Raw genomic sequence first — 17128 nt, 5'->3', positions numbered from 1 at the left:
GGGGCGGTCATCGGGCGGCTCCCGCTCCGGCGGCGGGGGCGCCGAAGACCGAGCTGACGGCAGCCGCGCGCTCGGCCCCGATGCGGCGAGCGGCGCGGTCCACCTCGCCGGCGCGCATGCGGCGGCGGGCCTCACGGCGTTCCTCGCCGTCGAGGCGGTCGACGTAGAGGATCCCGTCGAGGTGGTCGGTCTCGTGCTGGAGGCAGCGGGCGAGCAGGCCGGTCCCCCGGTGCTCCACCGGGTTCCCGTCGACGTCGGTGCCGCGGACGACGGCCTCGGCGTCACGCGCCGGGTGGTAGCGCAGCCCGGGCACGGACAGACACCCCTCGCCTGGCTCCCGCAGCGCCTGCCCGGCGGTCTCGAGCACGGGATTGACCACGTGCCCGGCGACGCCGGCGACGTCGAACACGAAGACGCGCAGACCCACGCCCACCTGGGGTGCGGCCAGGCCCACGCCCCCGACGGCGTGCATCGTCGCGATCATGTCCGCCACGAGGGCGCGCACGTCCGCGCCCGCGGGCACGGGCGACGCGGCGGTGCGCAGGACGGGGTCGGGGACGGTGCGGACGGGCAGGACGGTCACGCCGTCACCCTATCGCCGCCCTCGGCGGCGGACGCCGGGCGCGACGACGACCCGTCGGGCGCCACGGCCGGGGCGGCGTGGGAGCCGCCGCCGAACGCCGCGGCGCGCACGGCCTGCAGACCGGTGGCCGCCGACGCCGGGACCGACGGCGGAGGCGGGCCGATGAGGCGGAGCGCGGGGCCGGCGTCGTCCACGGCCTGCGCGTGCTTCCAGACCTGGCGCAGGGCCCAGAACTTGTGCCAGTGGCGGGGCAGCACACCGGGGTTGGCCTGGTGCACGGCGACCTCGGTCTCCCCCAGGGCGACGCCGAGCAGCATCTCGGCCTGGCCGTGCCGCCACTCCTCCCAGGTGCCGGCCTCGGGGTCCACGAGGGACTCCTCCGCCTTCAGGCCGGCGGTCAACTGCATGACCACCTTGGGGTCGAGCGCCTTGACCCGTCCGTCCCGCCCCGTGCCCTTCGTCTTGTAGTCGATCAGGCACAGCCGGCCGCCGATCCGGGCGACGAGGTCCAGGGTGCCCGCGTAGCCCACGGTGTGGTTCCAGACGGTGATCTCGGCCGCGATCGGCCGGACGTCGTAGAGGTCCCACCACTCGTCGAAGCGGTCCGCGTAGGCACCCTCACCGTGCTCGATCAGGCGCGCGCGGGCCTCCGCCATGGTGTGGGGGCGGCCGAGGGCGCGCTGGGCGACCTGCTCGGCGTAGTCGTGCACGCGGTCCCCGCGCTCGGCCGCGGCGTCCCGGTAGCGGGCCGCGGCGTCGGCGGACTGCCGGGCCACCTGCTTCAGGCGCGCCGCGGAGCCCACGGATTCCGCCAGGCGCGGATCCTGGGTCACGGACTGGGCCGCCATCCACCCGACCCAGCCGTCCAGGTCCGTCTTCTCCATGCCGATCACGGTGGTGATGGACGGGACCTCGGGCAGGCCCGAGAGGGAGCGCGCGTACATGCGTCCGTGGGGGGTCTGATGCGCGAGGCGTGGCTGGGTCATGGTCAGCCATTCTGGCAGGGTCCACAGACCCCCGACGGGGTGGACCGACACGCCTGCGGACGCCGATTTTGCATCCGGGCGGAGATGGCCTAGAGTTCCTTCTCGTTGGAAAACGCAGGTGAGCGGCTCAGACGAGCGGATCCCGGCGGCACCGACACGCGGATGTAGCTCAGTTGGCTAGAGCGCCACCTTGCCAAGGTGGAGGTCGCGAGTTCGAATCTCGTCATCCGCTCGCTCAACCTTCACCCCTGGTCGGGTGGCCGAGAGGCGAGGCAGCGGCCTGCAAAGCCGTATACGCGGGTTCGAATCCCGTCCCGACCTCGCAGGCTTCTCCGACCGGGAGTGGCGGCATGTTCACCACCTCCTCGGAGGTGGACGAGCGCGATTGGCGCAGCGGTAGCGCGCTTCCCTGACACGGAAGAGGTCACTGGTTCGAACCCAGTATCGCGCACGGAGACGATCCGTGAAGATCGACTCAGGCGGATGTAGCTCAGTTGGCTAGAGCGCCACCTTGCCAAGGTGGAGGTCGCGAGTTCGAATCTCGTCATCCGCTCCACACGCGAAGGGCCCCTCCTGACGGAGGGGCCCTTCGTCATTCCGGGGCGCACCCGCCCGGGTGGGCGAGGCCCGCCTCGGCGACGAGGGGCCGGGCAGGACGTCACGGCCCGCCCGGCCCCGGGTGGCGACCGGGCCGGCTCACTTGTGCTCGGCCACGCCCGTCTGGCCCTCCCGGACCAGGGCGGTCATGCGGGAGACCGTGCGGAAGTACTTCTTCATGTAGCCACCGTGCATCATCTCCTGCGTGAACAGGGCGTCGAAGGGCACGCCGGAGGCGAGGACGGGCACGTCCTTGTCGTACAGGCGGTCCGCGAACACCACGAAGCGCAGGGCCGTGGCCTGCTCCGTGATGGTCTTCACGTCGTGCAGGGCGAGCACGTCCACGTCCTTGACCAGCTCGCGATACCGCGACGGATGCACGCGGGAGAGCATGGCGGTCAGGGCGTCGAAGTCGTCCACGGCCAGCACGCCGGCGTCGGGGAAGTTCTGCTCCGCCGTCGCGACCACCTGGTCGTCCGGCAGCGGGTCCGGCGCGGCGGTCAGTCCGCGGTGGCGGTAGTCCTCGCCGTCCACGCGGATGACCTCGAACTGCTCGGCCAGGACCTGGATCTCGCGCTTGAAGTCCTGCGCCGCGAAGCGCCCCTCGCCGAGCGAGCCCGGCAGGGTGTTGGAGGTCGCCACCAGGCGCACGCCGGCGTCGGCCAGCTCGCGCATGAGCCGGGACATCAGCACGGTGTCCCCCGGGTCGTCGAGCTCGAACTCGTCGATGCACACGAGGGTGTACTCCTTGAGCTGGTCCACCGCCTTGCGGAAGGACAGGGCGCCCACGAGGTTGGTGTACTCCACGAACGTGCCGAACGCCTTGGGCCCGGGGGCCGCGTGCCACGTCGAGGCCAGCAGGTGGGTCTTGCCGACGCCGAAGCCGCCGTCGAGGTAGATGCCGGCCGGCCCCGCCGCCCGCTTCATCCCGCCGAACAGGCCGCCGAGGAACCCGCCGCCCGAGCCGCCCCGTCCGAGGTCTGCAGCGAACCGGCGCAGCCGCTCCACGGCCTGTGCCTGCGAGGGGTGCGCGGGGTCCGGGATGTAGGTGTCGAAGGACACCGTGCCGAAGCGGTACGACGGGTGGAAGCCGGACAGCAGCTGGTCCGGGGTGACCTGCGGCGAACGGTCGGCGAGGTGGACGATCTGAGCCACGGGACACTCCCAGGGTCGACGACGGGGATTCCGGGCCATGCTATCGGGCCGCGGACCCGACCCATGTGACCTCGCGTGTCCCGGACTGAGGGGCCCCTACCCTCTTACGTGACACCGACGTGCCGTAATCTGGCGCGCAGGGCACGGACACGGAACCCGCCGTCGTCGTGCCGCCCGCCCCGGGCCCGTGCGGGCCCGCCCCGACGCGAAGGAAGGCAGTGCCATGACCGATACCGCCGCGAAGTTCTCCGAGTACGCCCACCCCGAGAAGCTGGTGTCCACGCAGTGGGTCGCCGACCATGTCGGCGACGACGACGTCGTGGTCCTCGAGTCCAACGAGGACGCTCTCCTCTACTCCACCGGCCACATCCCCGGCGCCCAGCGCGTCGACTGGCACACCGAGCTCAACGACCCCGTCAGCCGCGACTTCGTCGGCCCCGAGGCCTTCGCCGAGTTCGCCGCCTCCAAGGGGATCTCCCGGGACACCACCGTGGTGTTCTACGGGGACAAGTCCAACTGGTGGGCCGCCTACGCGCTGTGGGTGTTCACCCTCTACGGCCATGAGGACCTGCGCCTGATGGACGGCGGCCGTGACAAGTGGATCGCGGAGGGACGCGAGACCACCCGCGAGGTCCCGACCGTGGCCCGCGCCGAGTACCCGGTGATCGAGCGCGACGACCACACCGAGCGCGCCGCCCGCGAGGACGTCCTGCAGGCCATCGGGACCACCCCGCTGATCGACGTCCGCTCCCGTCCCGAGTACACGGGCGAGACCACGCACATGGCCGGCTACCCGCAGGAGGGCACCCTGCGCGGCGGCCACATCCCCACGGCGGCGTCCGTGCCGTGGGCGTCCGCGGCCAACGAGGACGGCACCTTCAAGTCCCGCGCCGAGCTGGAGCAGGTCTACCGCACCGACGCCGGGCTGCAGGAGGGCGACGACGTGATCGCCTACTGCCGCATCGGCGAGCGGTCCTCCCACACGTGGTTCGTGCTCAAGTACCTGCTCGGCCACGAGGACGTCCGCAACTACGACGGCTCCTGGACCGAGTGGGGCAACGCCGTGCGCCTGCCCATCGCCGTCGGCGAAGAGCCGGGCGAGGCCCCCGCGCGCTGAGCCCCCGGCACGGCGTGGATCACTAGACTGGGACACCATGACCGAGAACCACGCCGTGCCCGCCGCCCTGGCCGAGATCATCGACGACTTCGCCGGGGTGCCCGATCCCGAGAAGCTCGAGCTGCTGCTGGAGTTCTCGGACGAGCTGCCGGCGCTGCCGGAGCGCTACGACGGCCACGAGACGGAGATGGAGCAGGTCGTGGAATGCCAGACCCCGCTGTTCCTGGCCGTCGAGCTCGAGGGCGAGCCCGGCCCGCAGGCCCCGGTCCGCCTCTTCATCGCCGCTCCCCCGGAGGCGCCCACCACGCGCGGCTTCGCCTCCGTGCTCACCCAGGGCCTGGACGGGCTGAGCGCCCTCGAGGTCCTCGACGTACCCGAGGACATCCCCGGCCGCCTCGGTCTGGCCAAGGCCCTCACCCCCCTGCGGCTGCGCGGCATGTCCGCCATGCTCGGCCGCATCAAGCGCAACGTGCGCGAGCAGGCCGGGATCGCCTGAGTCCGCCGTGGGCCAGCGCAAGAAGGATCGCGGCGCCCGGCACGGGGCGGCCACGCCGGCCGTCGCCGCTCTCGAGGCCGCCGGGGTCCCGTACCGGCTGCACACCTTCGACGTGGCCCTCGACGCCGGCGGCGAGCGGTTCGGCGTCCAGGTCGCCCGGGCGCTCAGCGTGCCCGCCGACCGACTGTTCAAGACGCTGATGGTGGCGGACCCCGACGGTGCGCTCGCGGCGTGCGTGGTGCCCGTGTCCGGTCAGCTGGACCTGCGGGCCGCCGCCGCGGTGCTGGGCGTCAAGCGGCTCGCCCTGGCCGATCTGGCCGTCGTCGAACGCCGGACCGGCTACGTGCGGGGCGGCGTCTCGCCCCTGGGCCAGCGCCGGCCCCACCCCGTCGTCCTGGACTCCTCCGCTCTCGACGCGGAGCTCATGTACGTCTCCGGCGGGCAACGCGGCCTGGATGTGGAGATCGCGCCCGCCGACCTCGTGCAGGTGACGGGCGCCGTCGTCGCGGAGATCGCGGCGGGCTGACGGGCGGGTCCTGCAGCCGGGCCGGTCAGGCGTCGTCGCGCGCCTGGTGGCGCACCGCGGCCATGCGCTGGCCGACGGTGACCAGGGACGCGGCGGCGAGCAGCCCCAAGGTGACGGCCAGGACGACCGGGGGCAGACCGAGGCCGGTGAGGCCGGCGACCACGAGGGCGGCCACGAGCCGTTCGGCGCGCTCGGCGATGCCCACGTGCGCGCTCCAGCCGAGGGCCTCCGCCTTGGCACGCACGTAGGAGACGAGCATGCCCAGGGCGAGGCAGGCCGCGGAGAGCGCGCCGACCGCGGGTGCGGCGCCGACGCCGAAGCCCCACAGGCACAGCCCGAGGAACACGGCCGCGTCCTGCACGCGGTCCAGGGTGGAGTCGAGGAACGCGCCCCAGCGGCCGGTGGACCCGGCCTCGCGCGCCATGATCCCGTCCACCAGGTCCGAGAACACGAACGCGGTGATGAAGAGCGTGCCCCAGAACAGGTGCCCCAGGGGGAAGAGCACGAGCGCGCCCAGGCTCACGCCGAGCGTGCCGACGACCGTCACGGTGTCCGGACTGACCCCGGCCCGCAGGAGCGTACGGGCCACCGGGGTGAACAGGCGGGTGGTGACGCCGCGCGCGTGACGGTCCAGCATCAGGCGGGGTCTCCGGACCCCGGGCGAGGATGCTCGGCCGCGGAACGGGCGTTGGCCGCCTGGCGCGCGGCGTGGTCCTGGGCGGCCCGGTCCCAGACGTCCGCGAGGATCTGCCGGGTCTCCCCCAGGGTCTGCGACATGTTCTTGGTCCGGGCGATGATCGGCAGGAAATTGCCGTCGCCGGTCCACCGCGGCACCACGTGCTGGTGCAGATGGGCCGCGATCCCGGCGCCGGCCACCGCCCCCTGGTTCATGCCGAGGTTGTAGCCGGACGCACCGGCGGCCTGGCCGAGGGCCAGCATCGCCGTCTGGGTCAGCTCCGCCATCTCGGCGGCCTCCTCCGTGGTGGTGTCCGTGTACAGGGGCACGTGGCGGTAGGGGCAGACGAGCAGGTGACCGGGGTTGTACGGGTACAGGTTCAGCACCACGTAGGCGGTGCGGCCGCGGTGGACGATGAGGGAGTCCTCATCGTCGCGCTGCGGGGCCGCGCAGAACGGGCAGGTGTGCTCGTCCTTGACCTGGCCCGTCCCCTTGGACACGTACGCCATGCGGTGGGCGTTCCAGAACCGCTCGAAGGCGTCCGGGGCGCCGGGCAGCTCGAAGCCGTCCGTGGCGGCGGCGTCCGCCGACGCGCGGGCCTGCGCACGCGCGTCGGATCCGCCGGTGCCGGGGCTGGTCATGGGGTGACCTCGCGCTCGCGCACCGCCTTCACGATGCGTTCGATCGCCTCCTCCACCGGCACGCCGTTGTCCTGGGTGCCGTCGCGGAAGCGGAAGGACACGGCGCCCGCCTCCCTGTCCTCGCCGCCGGCGATCAGCACGAACGGCGCCTTCTCCTTGGCCGCGGTGCGGATCTTCTTCGGGAAGCGGTCCGAGGAGTCGTCCAGGCGCGCCCGGATCCCCTCGGCGCGCAGCTTCGCGACGACGTCGTCCAGGTAGTCGTTGAATGCCTCGGCCACCGGGATGGCCACGACCTGCTCCGGGGCGAGCCAGGCCGGGAACGCGCCGGCGTAGTGCTCGGTGAGGACGCCCAGGAAGCGCTCGATGGAGCCGAAGAGGGCGCGGTGGATCATCACGGGGCGCTGACGGGTGCCGTCGGCGGCCTGGTACTCGAGGTCGAAGCGCTCGGGCAGGTTGAAGTCCAGCTGGATGGTGGACATCTGCCACGTGCGGCCGATGGCGTCCCGGGCCTGGACCGAGATCTTCGGGCCGTAGAACGCGGCGCCGCCCGGGTCCGGGACGAGCTGCAGACCGGAAGCCTCCGCGACCTCGGCGAGGGTGCGGGTGGCCTCCTCCCAGATCTCGTCGGAGCCGACGAACTTCTCCGGGTCCTTGGTGGAGAGCTCGAGGTGGAAGTCGTTGAGGCCGTAGTCCTTGAGCAGGTCGAGGACGAAGTTGAGCGTGGTGGTCAGCTCCTCCTTCATCTGCTCGCGGGTGCAGTAGATGTGGGCGTCGTCCTGGGTCATGCCGCGCACGCGCGTGAGGCCGTGGACCACGCCGGACTTCTCGTACCGGTACACGGAGCCGAACTCGAACAGTCGCAGCGGCAGCTCACGGTAGGACCGGCCGCGGGAGCGGTAGATCAGGTTGTGCATGGGGCAGTTCATCGGCTTGAGGTAGTAGTTCTGCCCCTGGCGGGTGATCTCGCCGGTCTCGGGATCACGGACCTCGTCGATGTGCATGGGCGGGAACATGCCGTTCGCGTACCAGTCGAGGTGGCCGGACACCTCGTAGAGGTGCTGCTTGGTGATGTGCGGGGTGTAGACGAACTCGTAGCCGGCCTCGGTGTGGCGCCGACGGGAGTAGTCCTCCATCTCCTTGCGGATGATGCCGCCGCGCGGGTGGAACACGGGCAGGCCGGAGCCGAGCTCGTCCGGGAAGGAGAAGAGATCCAGCTCGGCGCCGAGCTTGCGGTGGTCGCGGCGCTCGGCCTCGGCGAGGCGCTCCTGGTAGGCCTTGAGGTCGTCCTTGCTGGCCCACGCGGTGCCGTAGATGCGCTGCAGCTGCTTGTTCTTCTCGTTGCCGAGCCAGTAGGCGGCGGCGGAGCGGGTGAGCGCGAAGCCGTTGCCGATGAGCTTGGTGGAGGGCAGGTGCGGGCCGCGGCAGAGGTCGCACCACACGGCGTCGCCGGTCTTGCGGTCCACGTTGTCGTAGATGGTGATCTCCCCGGCCCCGACCTCCACGGAGGCGCCCTCGCCGGCGGTGTCCGCGGCGTCCTTCTTGCCGAGCAGCTCGAGCTTGTAGGGCTCGTCCGCCATCTCGGCGCGGGCGGTCTCCTCGTCCACGACGCGGCGGCGGAAGGCCTGGCCGGACTTCACGATCTTCTGCATGAGCGAGGAGATCTGCTTGAGGTCCTCGGGGGTGAAGGGATCGTCGACGTCGAAGTCGAAGTAGAAGCCGTCCGTGATGTACGGGCCGATGCCGAGCTTGGCGCCCGGGCGCAGCTGCTGCACGGCCTGGGCCATCACGTGGGCGGTGGAGTGCCGCAGCACCTCGAGGCCCTCGGGCTCCGTGATGTCCACCGACTCGACGGACGCGCCGGCGGGGATCTCGCGGGCCAGATCCCAGAGCAGGCCGTCCACCCGCATGACGGCGGTGGTCGGCTTCTCGCGGAAGAGGTCGAGGCCGGTGGTGCCGTGCGTCACCTCCCGCAGCTCTCCGTCCACGGTCAGCAGGATGTTCTTCGGCTCCGACACGGTGCTCCTTCGAGGTCTGGCTTCGGGATCGGTGGCGTACGGGGGCCACCGTCGGCCGCGTCCCATTCTAGGGGCGCGGCCGGACGGCGGGGCACGGAGGCGGCCGGTCTCATCTGTCCGGGGTGGGCAGCAGCTCCCACGTCTCCGGGTGGGGCACCGGGATCGGGGTGTGCTCCGGAGCGGGCCGATCGGGTGCCGCGCGGCCGGGACGGGCCCCGCCGGCCGGCCCGACGTCGGTGCGCACCTTCACGGGCCAGCCGCCCGTGCCGTGGTGCGGGATGTCCGGCAGGGGTTGCGCTCCGGTGCCCGCCCGGCCGCTGCGGCGCGCGGCGGCGGCTCGGCGGTCCGCCGCGAGCCAGTCCCGCCACTGCTGCCGGGTGGCGTCCAGGTAGTCGGGGTCCGGGAGCGTCTCGGGCCGGTGCAGGTCCCAGGCGCGCACGGCCTGGACGGACACGGCCCGGTCGCCGGTGCGCCGGACGGTGCCCTCGATCAGCAGGAGGCGGGCGGAGAAGAGCATCTCCCCGGAGGCGTGCTGGGCCTCCGTGAAGAAGGAGGCGTCCACGCAGCCGGTGCCGTCGTCCACGGAGAGGAACACCACCCGCTTGCCGCTGCGCATGGGCGGGGTCTGGGTGGCCACGCGCACCCCGGCCACGAGCACCCGGGACTGCGTGCGCAGCCCGAGCAGGTCCTTCGCCCGGGTGACGCCGAGCGCGTCCAGGTACGGGGCGTGGGAGTCCATGAGGTGGGCGGTGACGTCCAGGGCGGTGAGCTCCAGCTCGGTGCGGACCCGGGCGGCCGGGCCCGGGTCCGGGAAGAGCGGGGCGAGGGCGGTGAGCTCGGTGTCCGGCAGGTCCAGGGCCAGCTGGCCCTCCACCTGCCGTGGACGGGCGGACCGCGAGCGCGGGGCGGTGCGGCCGGGGGCGGTGCCGCGGGTGGTGGAGTGCTGGAGTTCGAGGTGGTGGACGAGGTCGGTGCGGGAGGCGCCGCCGGGTGGGAGGAGGCAGTCGAGGGCGCCGAGCTGGGCGAGGCGTTCGAGGTTGCGGGCGGTGGGGCGGGCGCGGTCGCGGACGTCGGCGAGGGAGCGGTAGGGGCGGCCGGCGTCGAGGCGGTCGGTCTCGGCTTCGCTGAGTCCGGAGAGGCTGGTGAGGGGCAGGCGGATGCCCCAACGGCCGGGGGCGCCGTCGTCGACCTCGGGGTGGGCGGGGACCCATTCGACGTGGACGTGGCGGGAGGAGGCGTTGACGTCCACGGGCAGGACGGGGATGCCCATGCGGCGGGCCTCGGCGACCATGAGGCGGGCGGGGTACATGCCGGGGTCGTGTTCGAGGATGGCGGCCATGAAGGCGGCGGGGTGGTGGGTCTTGAGCCAGGCGGAGTGGTAGGTGGGGACGGCGAAGGCGGCGCCGTGGGCCTTGCAGAAGCCGAAGGAGCCGAAGGCGGAGAGGGTGGCCCAGACTTCGTCGATGACTTCGAGGGGGTAGCCGCGGGCGAGGGCGCCGGTGCGGAAGGCCTCTTCGACGAGGTGTTCCTGCGGGCCGCCGAGGAGGCGGCGGTGCTCGTCGGCGCGGGCCAGTCCGCAGCCGGTCATGACGTCCATGGTGCGCAGGACCTGTTCGTGGAAGACGGTGACCCCGTGGGTCTCGGCGAGGACGGGCCGCAGGTCGGGGTGCGGGTAGTGGGCGGGTGCCCAGCCGTGCCGCTGTTCGAGGAAGGGTCGGACCATGTCGGACTGCATGGGGCCGGGGCGGAAGAGGGAGATGTCCACGGTGAGGTCGTTGAACTCGCGGGGGGCGAGTTTGCCGACGAGTTCGCGCTGGCCCGGGGACTCGATCTGGAAGCAGCCGAGGGTGTGGGTGGTGCGGATCATCGCGTAGGTGGCGTCGTCGTCGAGGGGCACCTGTTCGAGGTCGATGCGCTCGCCCGTGGTGCGTTCGACCTCGGCGATCGTGTAGGCGATGGCGGACTGCATGCGCACGCCGAGGATGTCGAGCTTGAGGAAGCCCATGGGGTCCATGTCGTGCTTGTCGAACTGGCTCATGGGCAGGCCCATGCCGGAGGGCTGGACGGGGGTGCGGTGCAGCAGGGTGGCGTCGCCGAGGATGACGCCGCAGGGGTGCATGGAGATGTGGCGGGGCAGGCGGTCGAGGCGTTCGGTGAGGTCGACGAGCAGGTCCAGCTGGCGGTCGCCCTCGGCGCGGCCGGACTCGATGCGGCGGGAGAGGCCGCCGAGTTCGGGCATGCGCTGGAGGGCCTCGCGGAAGTTCGAGGCGGAGAAGCGCCAGAGCTGCTTGGCGATGGCGTCCACCTCGGGTTCGGGCATGCCGAGGGCGAGGCCTGCGTCGCGGACGGCGCCGCGGGCCCGGTAGGCGTTCTGCATGCTCATGAGGGTGGTGCGCTCGGCGCCGAAGCGATCGACGACGGCGTGGTAGATCTCGTGGCGGCGGGCGGACTCCACGTCGATGTCGATGTCCGGGAGGGTGGAGCGGTCGGTGGAGAGGAAGCGCTCCATGATCAGGCCGTTGGCCATGGGGTCGACATGGGAGATGCGCAGGGCGTGGTTGACGAGGGAGGAGGCGCCGGAGCCGCGGGCGGCCACGCGGATGCCCATGCCCTCGATGAGGTCGACGACGGCGGCCACGGTGAGGAAGTAGGAGGAGAAGCCGAGTCGGGTGATGATGCCGAGCTCGTGCTCGGCGCGGTCCTGCAGGTCCCGGGCCGCCTGGCTGGTGCCGGGGAGGCCTCCCCTGGTGTGGAGGTGGGGGTAGCGGGCGAGGAGGCCGGTGCGGGTGCGCTCGCGCAGCACGTGCTCCGGGGGGCCGTCGATGCCGATGACGGCGGCCTCGGGGACGCGGGGCACGCCCCAGCCGAGGTCGGTCTCGGGGTCGAGCGCGCAGGCCTCGGCGAGGCGGCGGGTGGCCTCGAGCAGGGGGGCGGGGCGGTCGTCGGCGGCGGAGGCGACCTCGTGGGCGATGCGGTGCATGGCGGCGGTGGACTTGAGCCAGCCCTGTCCGTTGGGCTGCAGGTCGTGGAGGGCGTCGAGGGAGCTGAGGGCACGGACGGCGTCGAGGACGTCCGCGGTGGCGGCACCGTCCGGGGCCGCGTAGCGCACGGCGTTGGTCAGGACGGCGGGGATGCGGGCCTGGCGGGCGGCGCGGAGGGTCTTCACGGCGTGCCCGGTGTCGAGGCGGCGGCCGGGGGCGGAGAGGTGGGTGACGACGTCGGCGTGGGGGCTGCCTGCGGGCAGGGCCGCCTTCCAGCGGCGCAGGGCGGCGAGGCCGGCCGCATACCGGCGGCGGGCCAGGTGGCGGCCGACGTCCGAGTCCGGGCCGAGGAGGACGAACAGCTCGGGGGTGGGCGGGTTGTCCCGGTTGGCGGCGGTGGGGACCCGGCCGGCCGCTGCGGCGGCGAGCTCGGCGACGCTGGCCCAGGGGCTGCCGCCCGCCGCTCCCCCGGTGGTGCGGGCGTGGGCGGCGGAGACGAGCTCGCACAGGGAGCGGTAGCCGGAGCCATGACAGCCGCCTCGGGCGAGCACGACCACGCGGCCGGCGTCCTCGTCCTCGCTCCACCGGACGGCCAGGTCCACTCCCACGATCGGGGTGATGCCGTGGCGCAGGCAGGCGCCCACGTGTTTGGCCATGCCGTAGAGCCCGTCCCGGTCGGTGCAGGCCAGCAGGTCCATGTCCGCGGCCGCGGCGGCGGCCACGAGGTCCTCGGGCCAGCTGACCCCGTAGTGGGCGCTGAACGCGGAGGCCACGTGCAGGTGGGCGAAGGGTGCGGCGGTGCGTCCGGCCGCGGCGGCCCGGCTCATGCCGACCGCTTCAGGTCCTGGGCGTGCTCGTGGACGCGCACGAGCCGCCACCGGCCGGAGTCCAGGTGGTGGGCGACGTCGAGGGTCTGCAGGGGCGCGGCGCCGGCTCGGGCCAGGCGGACCTGCAGCCGCCACATCTCGTGGTCGACGAGACCGGCGCCGCGACCCTTCTCCGCGCGGACCTCCTCCGCCCACCAGCGGCGCCGCTCGAACCAGCGCACGGGGCGCTCCGCGAGGACGTAGTCCCGCCCGTTCCAGCGCAGCCCCTGCGGGGTGCCGTCTGCCCCGCACTCCACCGCCACCGACTGTGTGAGGACTCCCATTCTGCTTCTCTCCCTGTGCACTGCTGACCGGACCGACGACGGGGTGCCGTCGGGCGATGGGAGCGCGGCCCGTCCGGCGGACCGGACGCGGGGAAGAAGTGGGAAGGTGGGCCGCACCCCCGATCATACTCGAACATGTGTTCGAATGCGATGGATGCGAAGGTAGAGCGCCTACCGGACACGTTAAGGACGCATGGCCCCCGGGACGGGAGGGGCCGGGAACGCCCTTTCGTGAGGCCGGCTGGCCGAGTCCTGGCCGTGGGTCTCGAACCCGACCCTGGGGCGCACGTGCACGAGAAAATCGTCTCTGGGCCGGAAGAAGTGCGCCGGCACGGTCCTGTGGACAATGCGAGCAGGACCACAATCCGTCTGCGTATACTCCGAACCAACCGGGCCTCGCATACCACGGGCACCGCACTGCGGGATCAGCGCGGGAGGCGCGGACACACGACGGACGTCCAGTTGGAGGGGAAATGTCTCTCACCGCACCCGGGCGCGCCCTGCGCCGCCACCGATTCGCCCAGGCCGGCACGCTCAGCGTGGCCTTGGCGCTCACACTGACCGCCTGCGGCGGGCAGTCCGAGCCCGCCGAGTCGTCGACGACGTCACCCTCGTCCGCCAAGCCCGCCGTCGAGACGTCCGCGCCCGCGAGCACGAGCGAGACCGCAGGCGTCAGCTCATCCCCCACGGCCACGGAGAGCGGGTCCGGCGAATACGTGCCCGCGTCTGCCGACGGCCCCGCGCGGAACGTGCCCAAGCCGGAGATGCCCGCCGCCATGAAGGAAGAGACCAAGGAGGGCGCCGAGGCGGCGATTCGCTATTTCTGGGAGGCCATTTACTACACCGACCAGACCGGGGAAACTGCTGATTTTGATTCGACATACAGCGAATACTGCGAGCTTTGCCAAGCCGTATCCGACTCAACTGCCCAGCACTACAAAGAAGGTGGCTGGTCAACGGGAGAGCACACCTCGATCAAATCGTTAACTCTCACCCCGTCAGAGTTTGGCTACACCGCTACTCTTGTTCGTGACGCATCCGCTGTAGATGTCTTCGACTCACAGGGCGTTAGAGACGACTCTGCCAGTGGGGCGGAAACTCACGACGAGACCTGGCTGGCCGACGTATTCTACGAACCCTCCAAGGGCCACTGGGTAATCGATGAAATGCAAAATCAACAGGATGCGCAATAATGCTTTCTATCTCGCGTATTCTGATTGCAATAGCAACTGCCTGCATCGCCCTAACGCTGATTCAAGCGCCATCGGCGCACGCACAGCGCGCGAATACCTGCACCGATGTTCCCATTAGCGGCAAGCGAGAAGACGTCGAATTTAGGATTCGAACGCAGTGCAAGAAACAGTCGCGGACACAGCCCCCTCAGCCGACCTCCGAACCGGTATCCGAAGTTACCGCTCCAGGAGCCAGAGAAAAGCCGGCAATCGAGCAGCGCACTGTAGACGCCTGTTTCCCGAATCAAGAAAACAATTCCGATTTTGGGACGTGTCGCGAACAGACCGAGGCCTTTTGCCCAGAAGGGGCATGGGTACGTGAGCAGTTCGTCGACACAACTCGCCCAGATAGGGATCCCTACTACAGCCGGCCGGAATGCGTTACTGCGGTTTCGCCAGGCCCAGCAACAGACGGCGCCCTGCCCGTCTCCATCGACGAGGTCCGCACGCTCCTCGTGCTGGAGCCTGAGATCCGGTCGGACAATGGCGGACGCGGGATCCGCAATGCGGAGACCAACTTCTACGCCGACGCCGAGACGCGCACGCTCGTCACCACCCTCAACGGGGTCGAGGTCGAACTCCGCGCCACTCCGGTGAGCTTCCACTGGGATTACGGGGACGGCTCCCCCACCAGGGCCACCTCGGTCGCAGGCCAGAGCCAGCCGGAGTTCAACGTCCCCACCCCCACGAGCCACGTGTACGAGGACACCGGGCAGTACACGGTCCGCCTCACCACCGTCTACATCGGCGAATACCGGGAGGCCGGGGGCGAATGGGTGCTCATCCCGGGCACCATCAGCCTCGACTCGGCCCCCGTCACTGCGAACATCTGGCGCACCATCACCCGCAATGTCGCCGATGACTGCAGCGTCGATTCCTCAGCCTGGGGCTGCACCGGCCCCATCGAATCCGCTCCGGCAGGCTGAGGACGGACCGCGGGGCGGCCGACGGTCTCCCGTCCACCGCCCTGCGGCCCCCTCGTCAGGCGGGTGCGTCAGACCCGGCGCACCCGCCCCCGGGCCAGGAGCACGAGTCCCGCGCCGACGGCCGCGAGCGCTCCGAGCGCGCCCGCCGGAACCTCACGCCCGGTCTCGACCGTGTCGGGGGTCGTGTGGGCGTCCTCCCCCGCCGGCACGTTCAGGACCCGGGGCTTCTGCCCATCCGCGAGCGACTTGACGAGCCCGAAGACGTCGGACCGCTCCGCGTCCTGGGTGATGATGACGTCCTCACTCTTGGTCACACCGTCCAACGACCAGTCGAGAAACGAGGCGGTCGTCGGTCGGGTATGTCGCGTCGGCGAGGTAGTGAAACCCGGTGAAGAAGTCCAACGTGGTGTCACGCCAGAGGGCACCCCAGCGCGGACCCCACGAGAGTTCCACGACCGCCGCGTCGTCGCCCAGGCCTTCAGACCGGAACGGCAGCAGCATGCCCGGCTCAGTGTGCTCCCGTGTGTGGAACCGCTCGGGGGAGTCCCCAAACACGGGGTCGGCCCGGCTGTACGCGCCCCACTGGTAGACGAACCCGCCCGAGAAGCTGCCGTCGCCCTCCGGAGTGCCGACGGTCTCGTCGTAGAGGGCGGCGACCACCGGGGTGCCGCCCACGGACAGGGTGAACAGGAGATGACCGTCTCCGGCCTCACCGTGGCACCGCGCTTCCGTGCGTCACGGGCCGGTCACCGTCGTCGCCCCGTCTCTCAGAGAAGCGTGCCCTGCTGCTCTCTCATCTCCTGGATCAGCTCCGGCCCGTTGTTCCGGACGTTCCCCACGGCGCCCCCCACGGGCCGCAGCGACCAGCCCGCCGCAACGTCGTACGCGCCGGCGCACACCTGGCCCACGAGGGCGTCGGCTTCTTCGGCGGACCCGAGCGTGTCCGGAGCGAGCCACCGGTCCATCGTCTCGGCGTCCATGGGCACGGGCAGCCGGTCGTGCAGCTGGCCGAGCGCGGCGAGCACCGGATCGTCGTCGTCCGCGTCGGGCGCGGCCATGGTGAGGATCGTCGTCGAGAGGACCCAGGCGTCCTCCCCCGCGGCCTTGGCCTCGGGGTCCTGCCACCACTCGTACAGGCCGGCGAACCAGATGACCGGTCCCTCGCCGTCCCCGGCCCCGGCCGGGTGCACGTAGTAGGGCTGCTTCTTCGCGATCCGCCCGTCGGGACCCTTGGCACCAGGCTCCGGTGTCTTCCACTCGTAGTAGCCCTCCACCGGCACGGCGCAGCGGCGGGCGCGGACGGCGGCCCGGAACGTCGGCTTGGAGGCCACGGTCTCCGAGCGCGCGTTGAACGCACGGGACCCCACGGACAGCTCCTTCGCCCACGGCGGAACCAGGCCCCAGCGGGCCACGTGGATCCGCCGGGTCACACCGGCACCGCCGTCGCCCCCACCGGGGCCTCCGACGCCGACGCCGTCCGCGTGCGCCACGAGGATCGGCACCTCGGCTGTCGGCGCCACGTTCCAGCTCTGGCGAAGCACCAGATCCTCATTCGTCTCGGCGTCACCCAGGGCCACCAGATCGCTCGTGGCGCGGGCCATCACGTAGCGGCCGCACATGTCAGCGGTCCCTCCCGTCCCGGCCGCGCTCGATGTACATCCACGCGATGCCGAGGGCGAAGCCCATCATCGCGCAGCCGGTCACGCTGCCCCAGGGCCTCTCGGTGCCCAGTCCGAACGCCACGCCCAGGCCGACGCCGATCAGCAGCCCCACCAGCGGGGTGCGCCACTGCGCGAGCGTGCCGAGGCCGTGCGGGCCACCGGCCGGGTGCTCGCCGTCCTCGTGGGCCTCGTAAGGGTCGCCCTCGTCTCTGCCATGTCGTGCCATGGTTCGCCCCTCCGTTCACATCGATGTTGCGGCTCAGGTTGCAGTCTCCCCCGGCCGCTGCGGCGACGCCACACACCAGGCCCCCGGCTGCTCACCGATGCGTCGCACAGGGTCCTGTGATGGGATGGGCAGAACGAGCCCGCACGCCGCGCCGCCCCAC

The 17128-nt window shown here is 71.8% G+C and carries 17 protein-coding genes and 4 tRNA genes; 9 read left to right on the top strand and 12 right to left on the bottom strand.

Annotated features, from left to right (window positions below; all coding sequences use genetic code 11):
* Window positions 1-7 precede the first annotated feature (7 nt).
* Both def and MLUT_RS16910 read right to left on the bottom strand, forming a co-directional pair.
* Window positions 8-583 carry a peptide deformylase gene (gene def, locus MLUT_RS16915; RefSeq protein WP_010078777.1) on the bottom strand — a complete coding sequence of 192 codons (576 nt, stop codon included), beginning with the start codon at window positions 581-583 and terminating at the stop codon, window positions 8-10.
* On the bottom strand, window positions 580-1569 hold the full coding sequence (locus MLUT_RS16910) for a PD-(D/E)XK nuclease family protein (RefSeq protein WP_010078778.1): 990 nt from the start codon (window positions 1567-1569) through the stop codon (window positions 580-582). The genes def and MLUT_RS16910 overlap by 4 nt, the downstream gene beginning before the upstream one ends.
* Window positions 1570-1727: 158 nt before the next feature.
* Here MLUT_RS16910 and MLUT_RS16905 point away from each other — a divergent pair.
* From MLUT_RS16905 to MLUT_RS16890, 4 genes are all read left to right on the top strand, one after another.
* Window positions 1728-1801, top strand: a tRNA-Gly gene (locus MLUT_RS16905).
* An 18-nt stretch (window positions 1802-1819) separates the two neighbouring features.
* A tRNA-Cys gene (locus MLUT_RS16900) sits at window positions 1820-1890 on the top strand.
* A gap of 58 nt (window positions 1891-1948) precedes the next feature.
* Window positions 1949-2020: transfer RNA gene (locus MLUT_RS16895), tRNA-Val, on the top strand.
* A gap of 28 nt (window positions 2021-2048) precedes the next feature.
* Window positions 2049-2125, top strand: a tRNA-Gly gene (locus MLUT_RS16890).
* A 140-nt stretch (window positions 2126-2265) separates the two neighbouring features.
* On the opposite strand, the gene zapE is transcribed toward MLUT_RS16890, so the two are convergent.
* On the bottom strand, window positions 2266-3321 hold the full coding sequence (gene zapE / locus MLUT_RS16885; RefSeq protein ID WP_010078779.1) for a cell division protein ZapE: 1056 nt from the start codon (window positions 3319-3321) through the stop codon (window positions 2266-2268).
* Between the two features lie 223 nt (window positions 3322-3544).
* On the opposite strand from zapE, the gene MLUT_RS16880 reads away from it, so the two are divergent.
* From MLUT_RS16880 to MLUT_RS16870, 3 genes are read left to right on the top strand one after another with little or no spacing between them, the layout of a single operon-like run.
* On the top strand, window positions 3545-4438 hold the full coding sequence (locus MLUT_RS16880) for a sulfurtransferase (RefSeq protein WP_010078780.1): 894 nt from the start codon (window positions 3545-3547) through the stop codon (window positions 4436-4438).
* A 37-nt stretch (window positions 4439-4475) separates the two neighbouring features.
* Entirely contained in the window at window positions 4476-4934 is a 459-nt protein-coding gene (locus MLUT_RS16875; protein WP_010078781.1) for a SufE family protein, read from the top strand.
* Between the two features lie 7 nt (window positions 4935-4941).
* Window positions 4942-5460: an aminoacyl-tRNA deacylase gene (locus tag MLUT_RS16870; protein WP_010078782.1), complete on the top strand. Its 519-nt coding sequence runs from the start codon at window positions 4942-4944 to the stop codon at window positions 5458-5460.
* A 25-nt stretch (window positions 5461-5485) separates the two neighbouring features.
* Here MLUT_RS16870 and pgsA read toward each other — a convergent pair whose 3' ends face one another.
* The 5 genes from pgsA to MLUT_RS16845 all read right to left on the bottom strand — a co-directional run bounded on the left by pgsA (window position 5486) and on the right by MLUT_RS16845 (window position 12923).
* The gene (gene pgsA / locus MLUT_RS16865) at window positions 5486-6097 is read right to left on the bottom strand and encodes a phosphatidylinositol phosphate synthase (RefSeq protein WP_010078783.1); all 612 of its coding nucleotides are present in this window, start codon (window positions 6095-6097) and stop codon (window positions 5486-5488) included.
* Window positions 6097-6777 (bottom strand): HIT family protein, encoded by a 681-nt coding sequence (locus MLUT_RS16860; RefSeq protein WP_010078784.1) that lies wholly within the window; start codon window positions 6775-6777, stop codon window positions 6097-6099. Before MLUT_RS16860 ends, pgsA begins: the two co-directional genes overlap by 1 nt.
* Window positions 6774-8792: a threonine--tRNA ligase gene (gene thrS, locus MLUT_RS16855; protein ID WP_010078785.1), complete on the bottom strand. Its 2019-nt coding sequence runs from the start codon at window positions 8790-8792 to the stop codon at window positions 6774-6776. The genes MLUT_RS16860 and thrS overlap by 4 nt, the downstream gene beginning before the upstream one ends.
* 109 nt (window positions 8793-8901) lie before the next feature.
* Window positions 8902-12600, bottom strand: coding sequence for a DNA polymerase III subunit alpha (locus tag MLUT_RS16850; RefSeq protein ID WP_012750862.1), 3699 nt, complete (start codon window positions 12598-12600; stop codon window positions 8902-8904).
* Window positions 12597-12923 carry a DUF6504 family protein gene (locus MLUT_RS16845; RefSeq protein ID WP_012750861.1) on the bottom strand — a complete coding sequence of 109 codons (327 nt, stop codon included), beginning with the start codon at window positions 12921-12923 and terminating at the stop codon, window positions 12597-12599. The genes MLUT_RS16850 and MLUT_RS16845 overlap by 4 nt, the downstream gene beginning before the upstream one ends.
* Window positions 12924-13396: 473 nt before the next feature.
* Between MLUT_RS16845 and MLUT_RS16840 the strand changes: the two genes are divergently transcribed.
* Complete coding sequence (locus MLUT_RS16840) at window positions 13397-14116, top strand: DUF6318 family protein (protein ID WP_010078788.1); 720 nt, start codon at window positions 13397-13399, stop codon at window positions 14114-14116.
* 494 nt (window positions 14117-14610) lie between these two features.
* The gene (locus MLUT_RS16835; RefSeq protein WP_010078789.1) at window positions 14611-15081 is read left to right on the top strand and encodes a PKD domain-containing protein; all 471 of its coding nucleotides are present in this window, start codon (window positions 14611-14613) and stop codon (window positions 15079-15081) included.
* A gap of 68 nt (window positions 15082-15149) precedes the next feature.
* Here MLUT_RS16835 and MLUT_RS16830 read toward each other — a convergent pair whose 3' ends face one another.
* The 4 genes from MLUT_RS16830 to MLUT_RS16815 form a co-directional block, all read right to left on the bottom strand.
* Window positions 15150-15395, bottom strand: coding sequence for a hypothetical protein (locus MLUT_RS16830; RefSeq protein ID WP_010078790.1), 246 nt, complete (start codon window positions 15393-15395; stop codon window positions 15150-15152).
* The gene (locus MLUT_RS16825) at window positions 15382-15756 is read right to left on the bottom strand and encodes a hypothetical protein (RefSeq protein WP_012750860.1); all 375 of its coding nucleotides are present in this window, start codon (window positions 15754-15756) and stop codon (window positions 15382-15384) included. Before MLUT_RS16825 ends, MLUT_RS16830 begins: the two co-directional genes overlap by 14 nt.
* 92 nt (window positions 15757-15848) lie before the next feature.
* Window positions 15849-16700, bottom strand: a complete 852-nt coding sequence (locus MLUT_RS16820) for an SOS response-associated peptidase (RefSeq protein WP_012750859.1) — start codon at window positions 16698-16700, stop codon at window positions 15849-15851.
* Between the two features lies 1 nt (window position 16701).
* Window positions 16702-16968 carry a hypothetical protein gene (locus MLUT_RS16815; RefSeq protein WP_010078793.1) on the bottom strand — a complete coding sequence of 89 codons (267 nt, stop codon included), beginning with the start codon at window positions 16966-16968 and terminating at the stop codon, window positions 16702-16704.
* Between the last annotated feature and the right edge of the window lie 160 nt (window positions 16969-17128).

This window comes from Micrococcus luteus NCTC 2665 (genome assembly GCF_000023205.1).
Classification (GTDB): domain Bacteria; phylum Actinomycetota; class Actinomycetes; order Actinomycetales; family Micrococcaceae; genus Micrococcus; species Micrococcus luteus.
The sequence above is the reverse complement of the archived record's forward strand: the minus strand, read 5'-3'. Positions and strand labels throughout refer to the sequence as shown.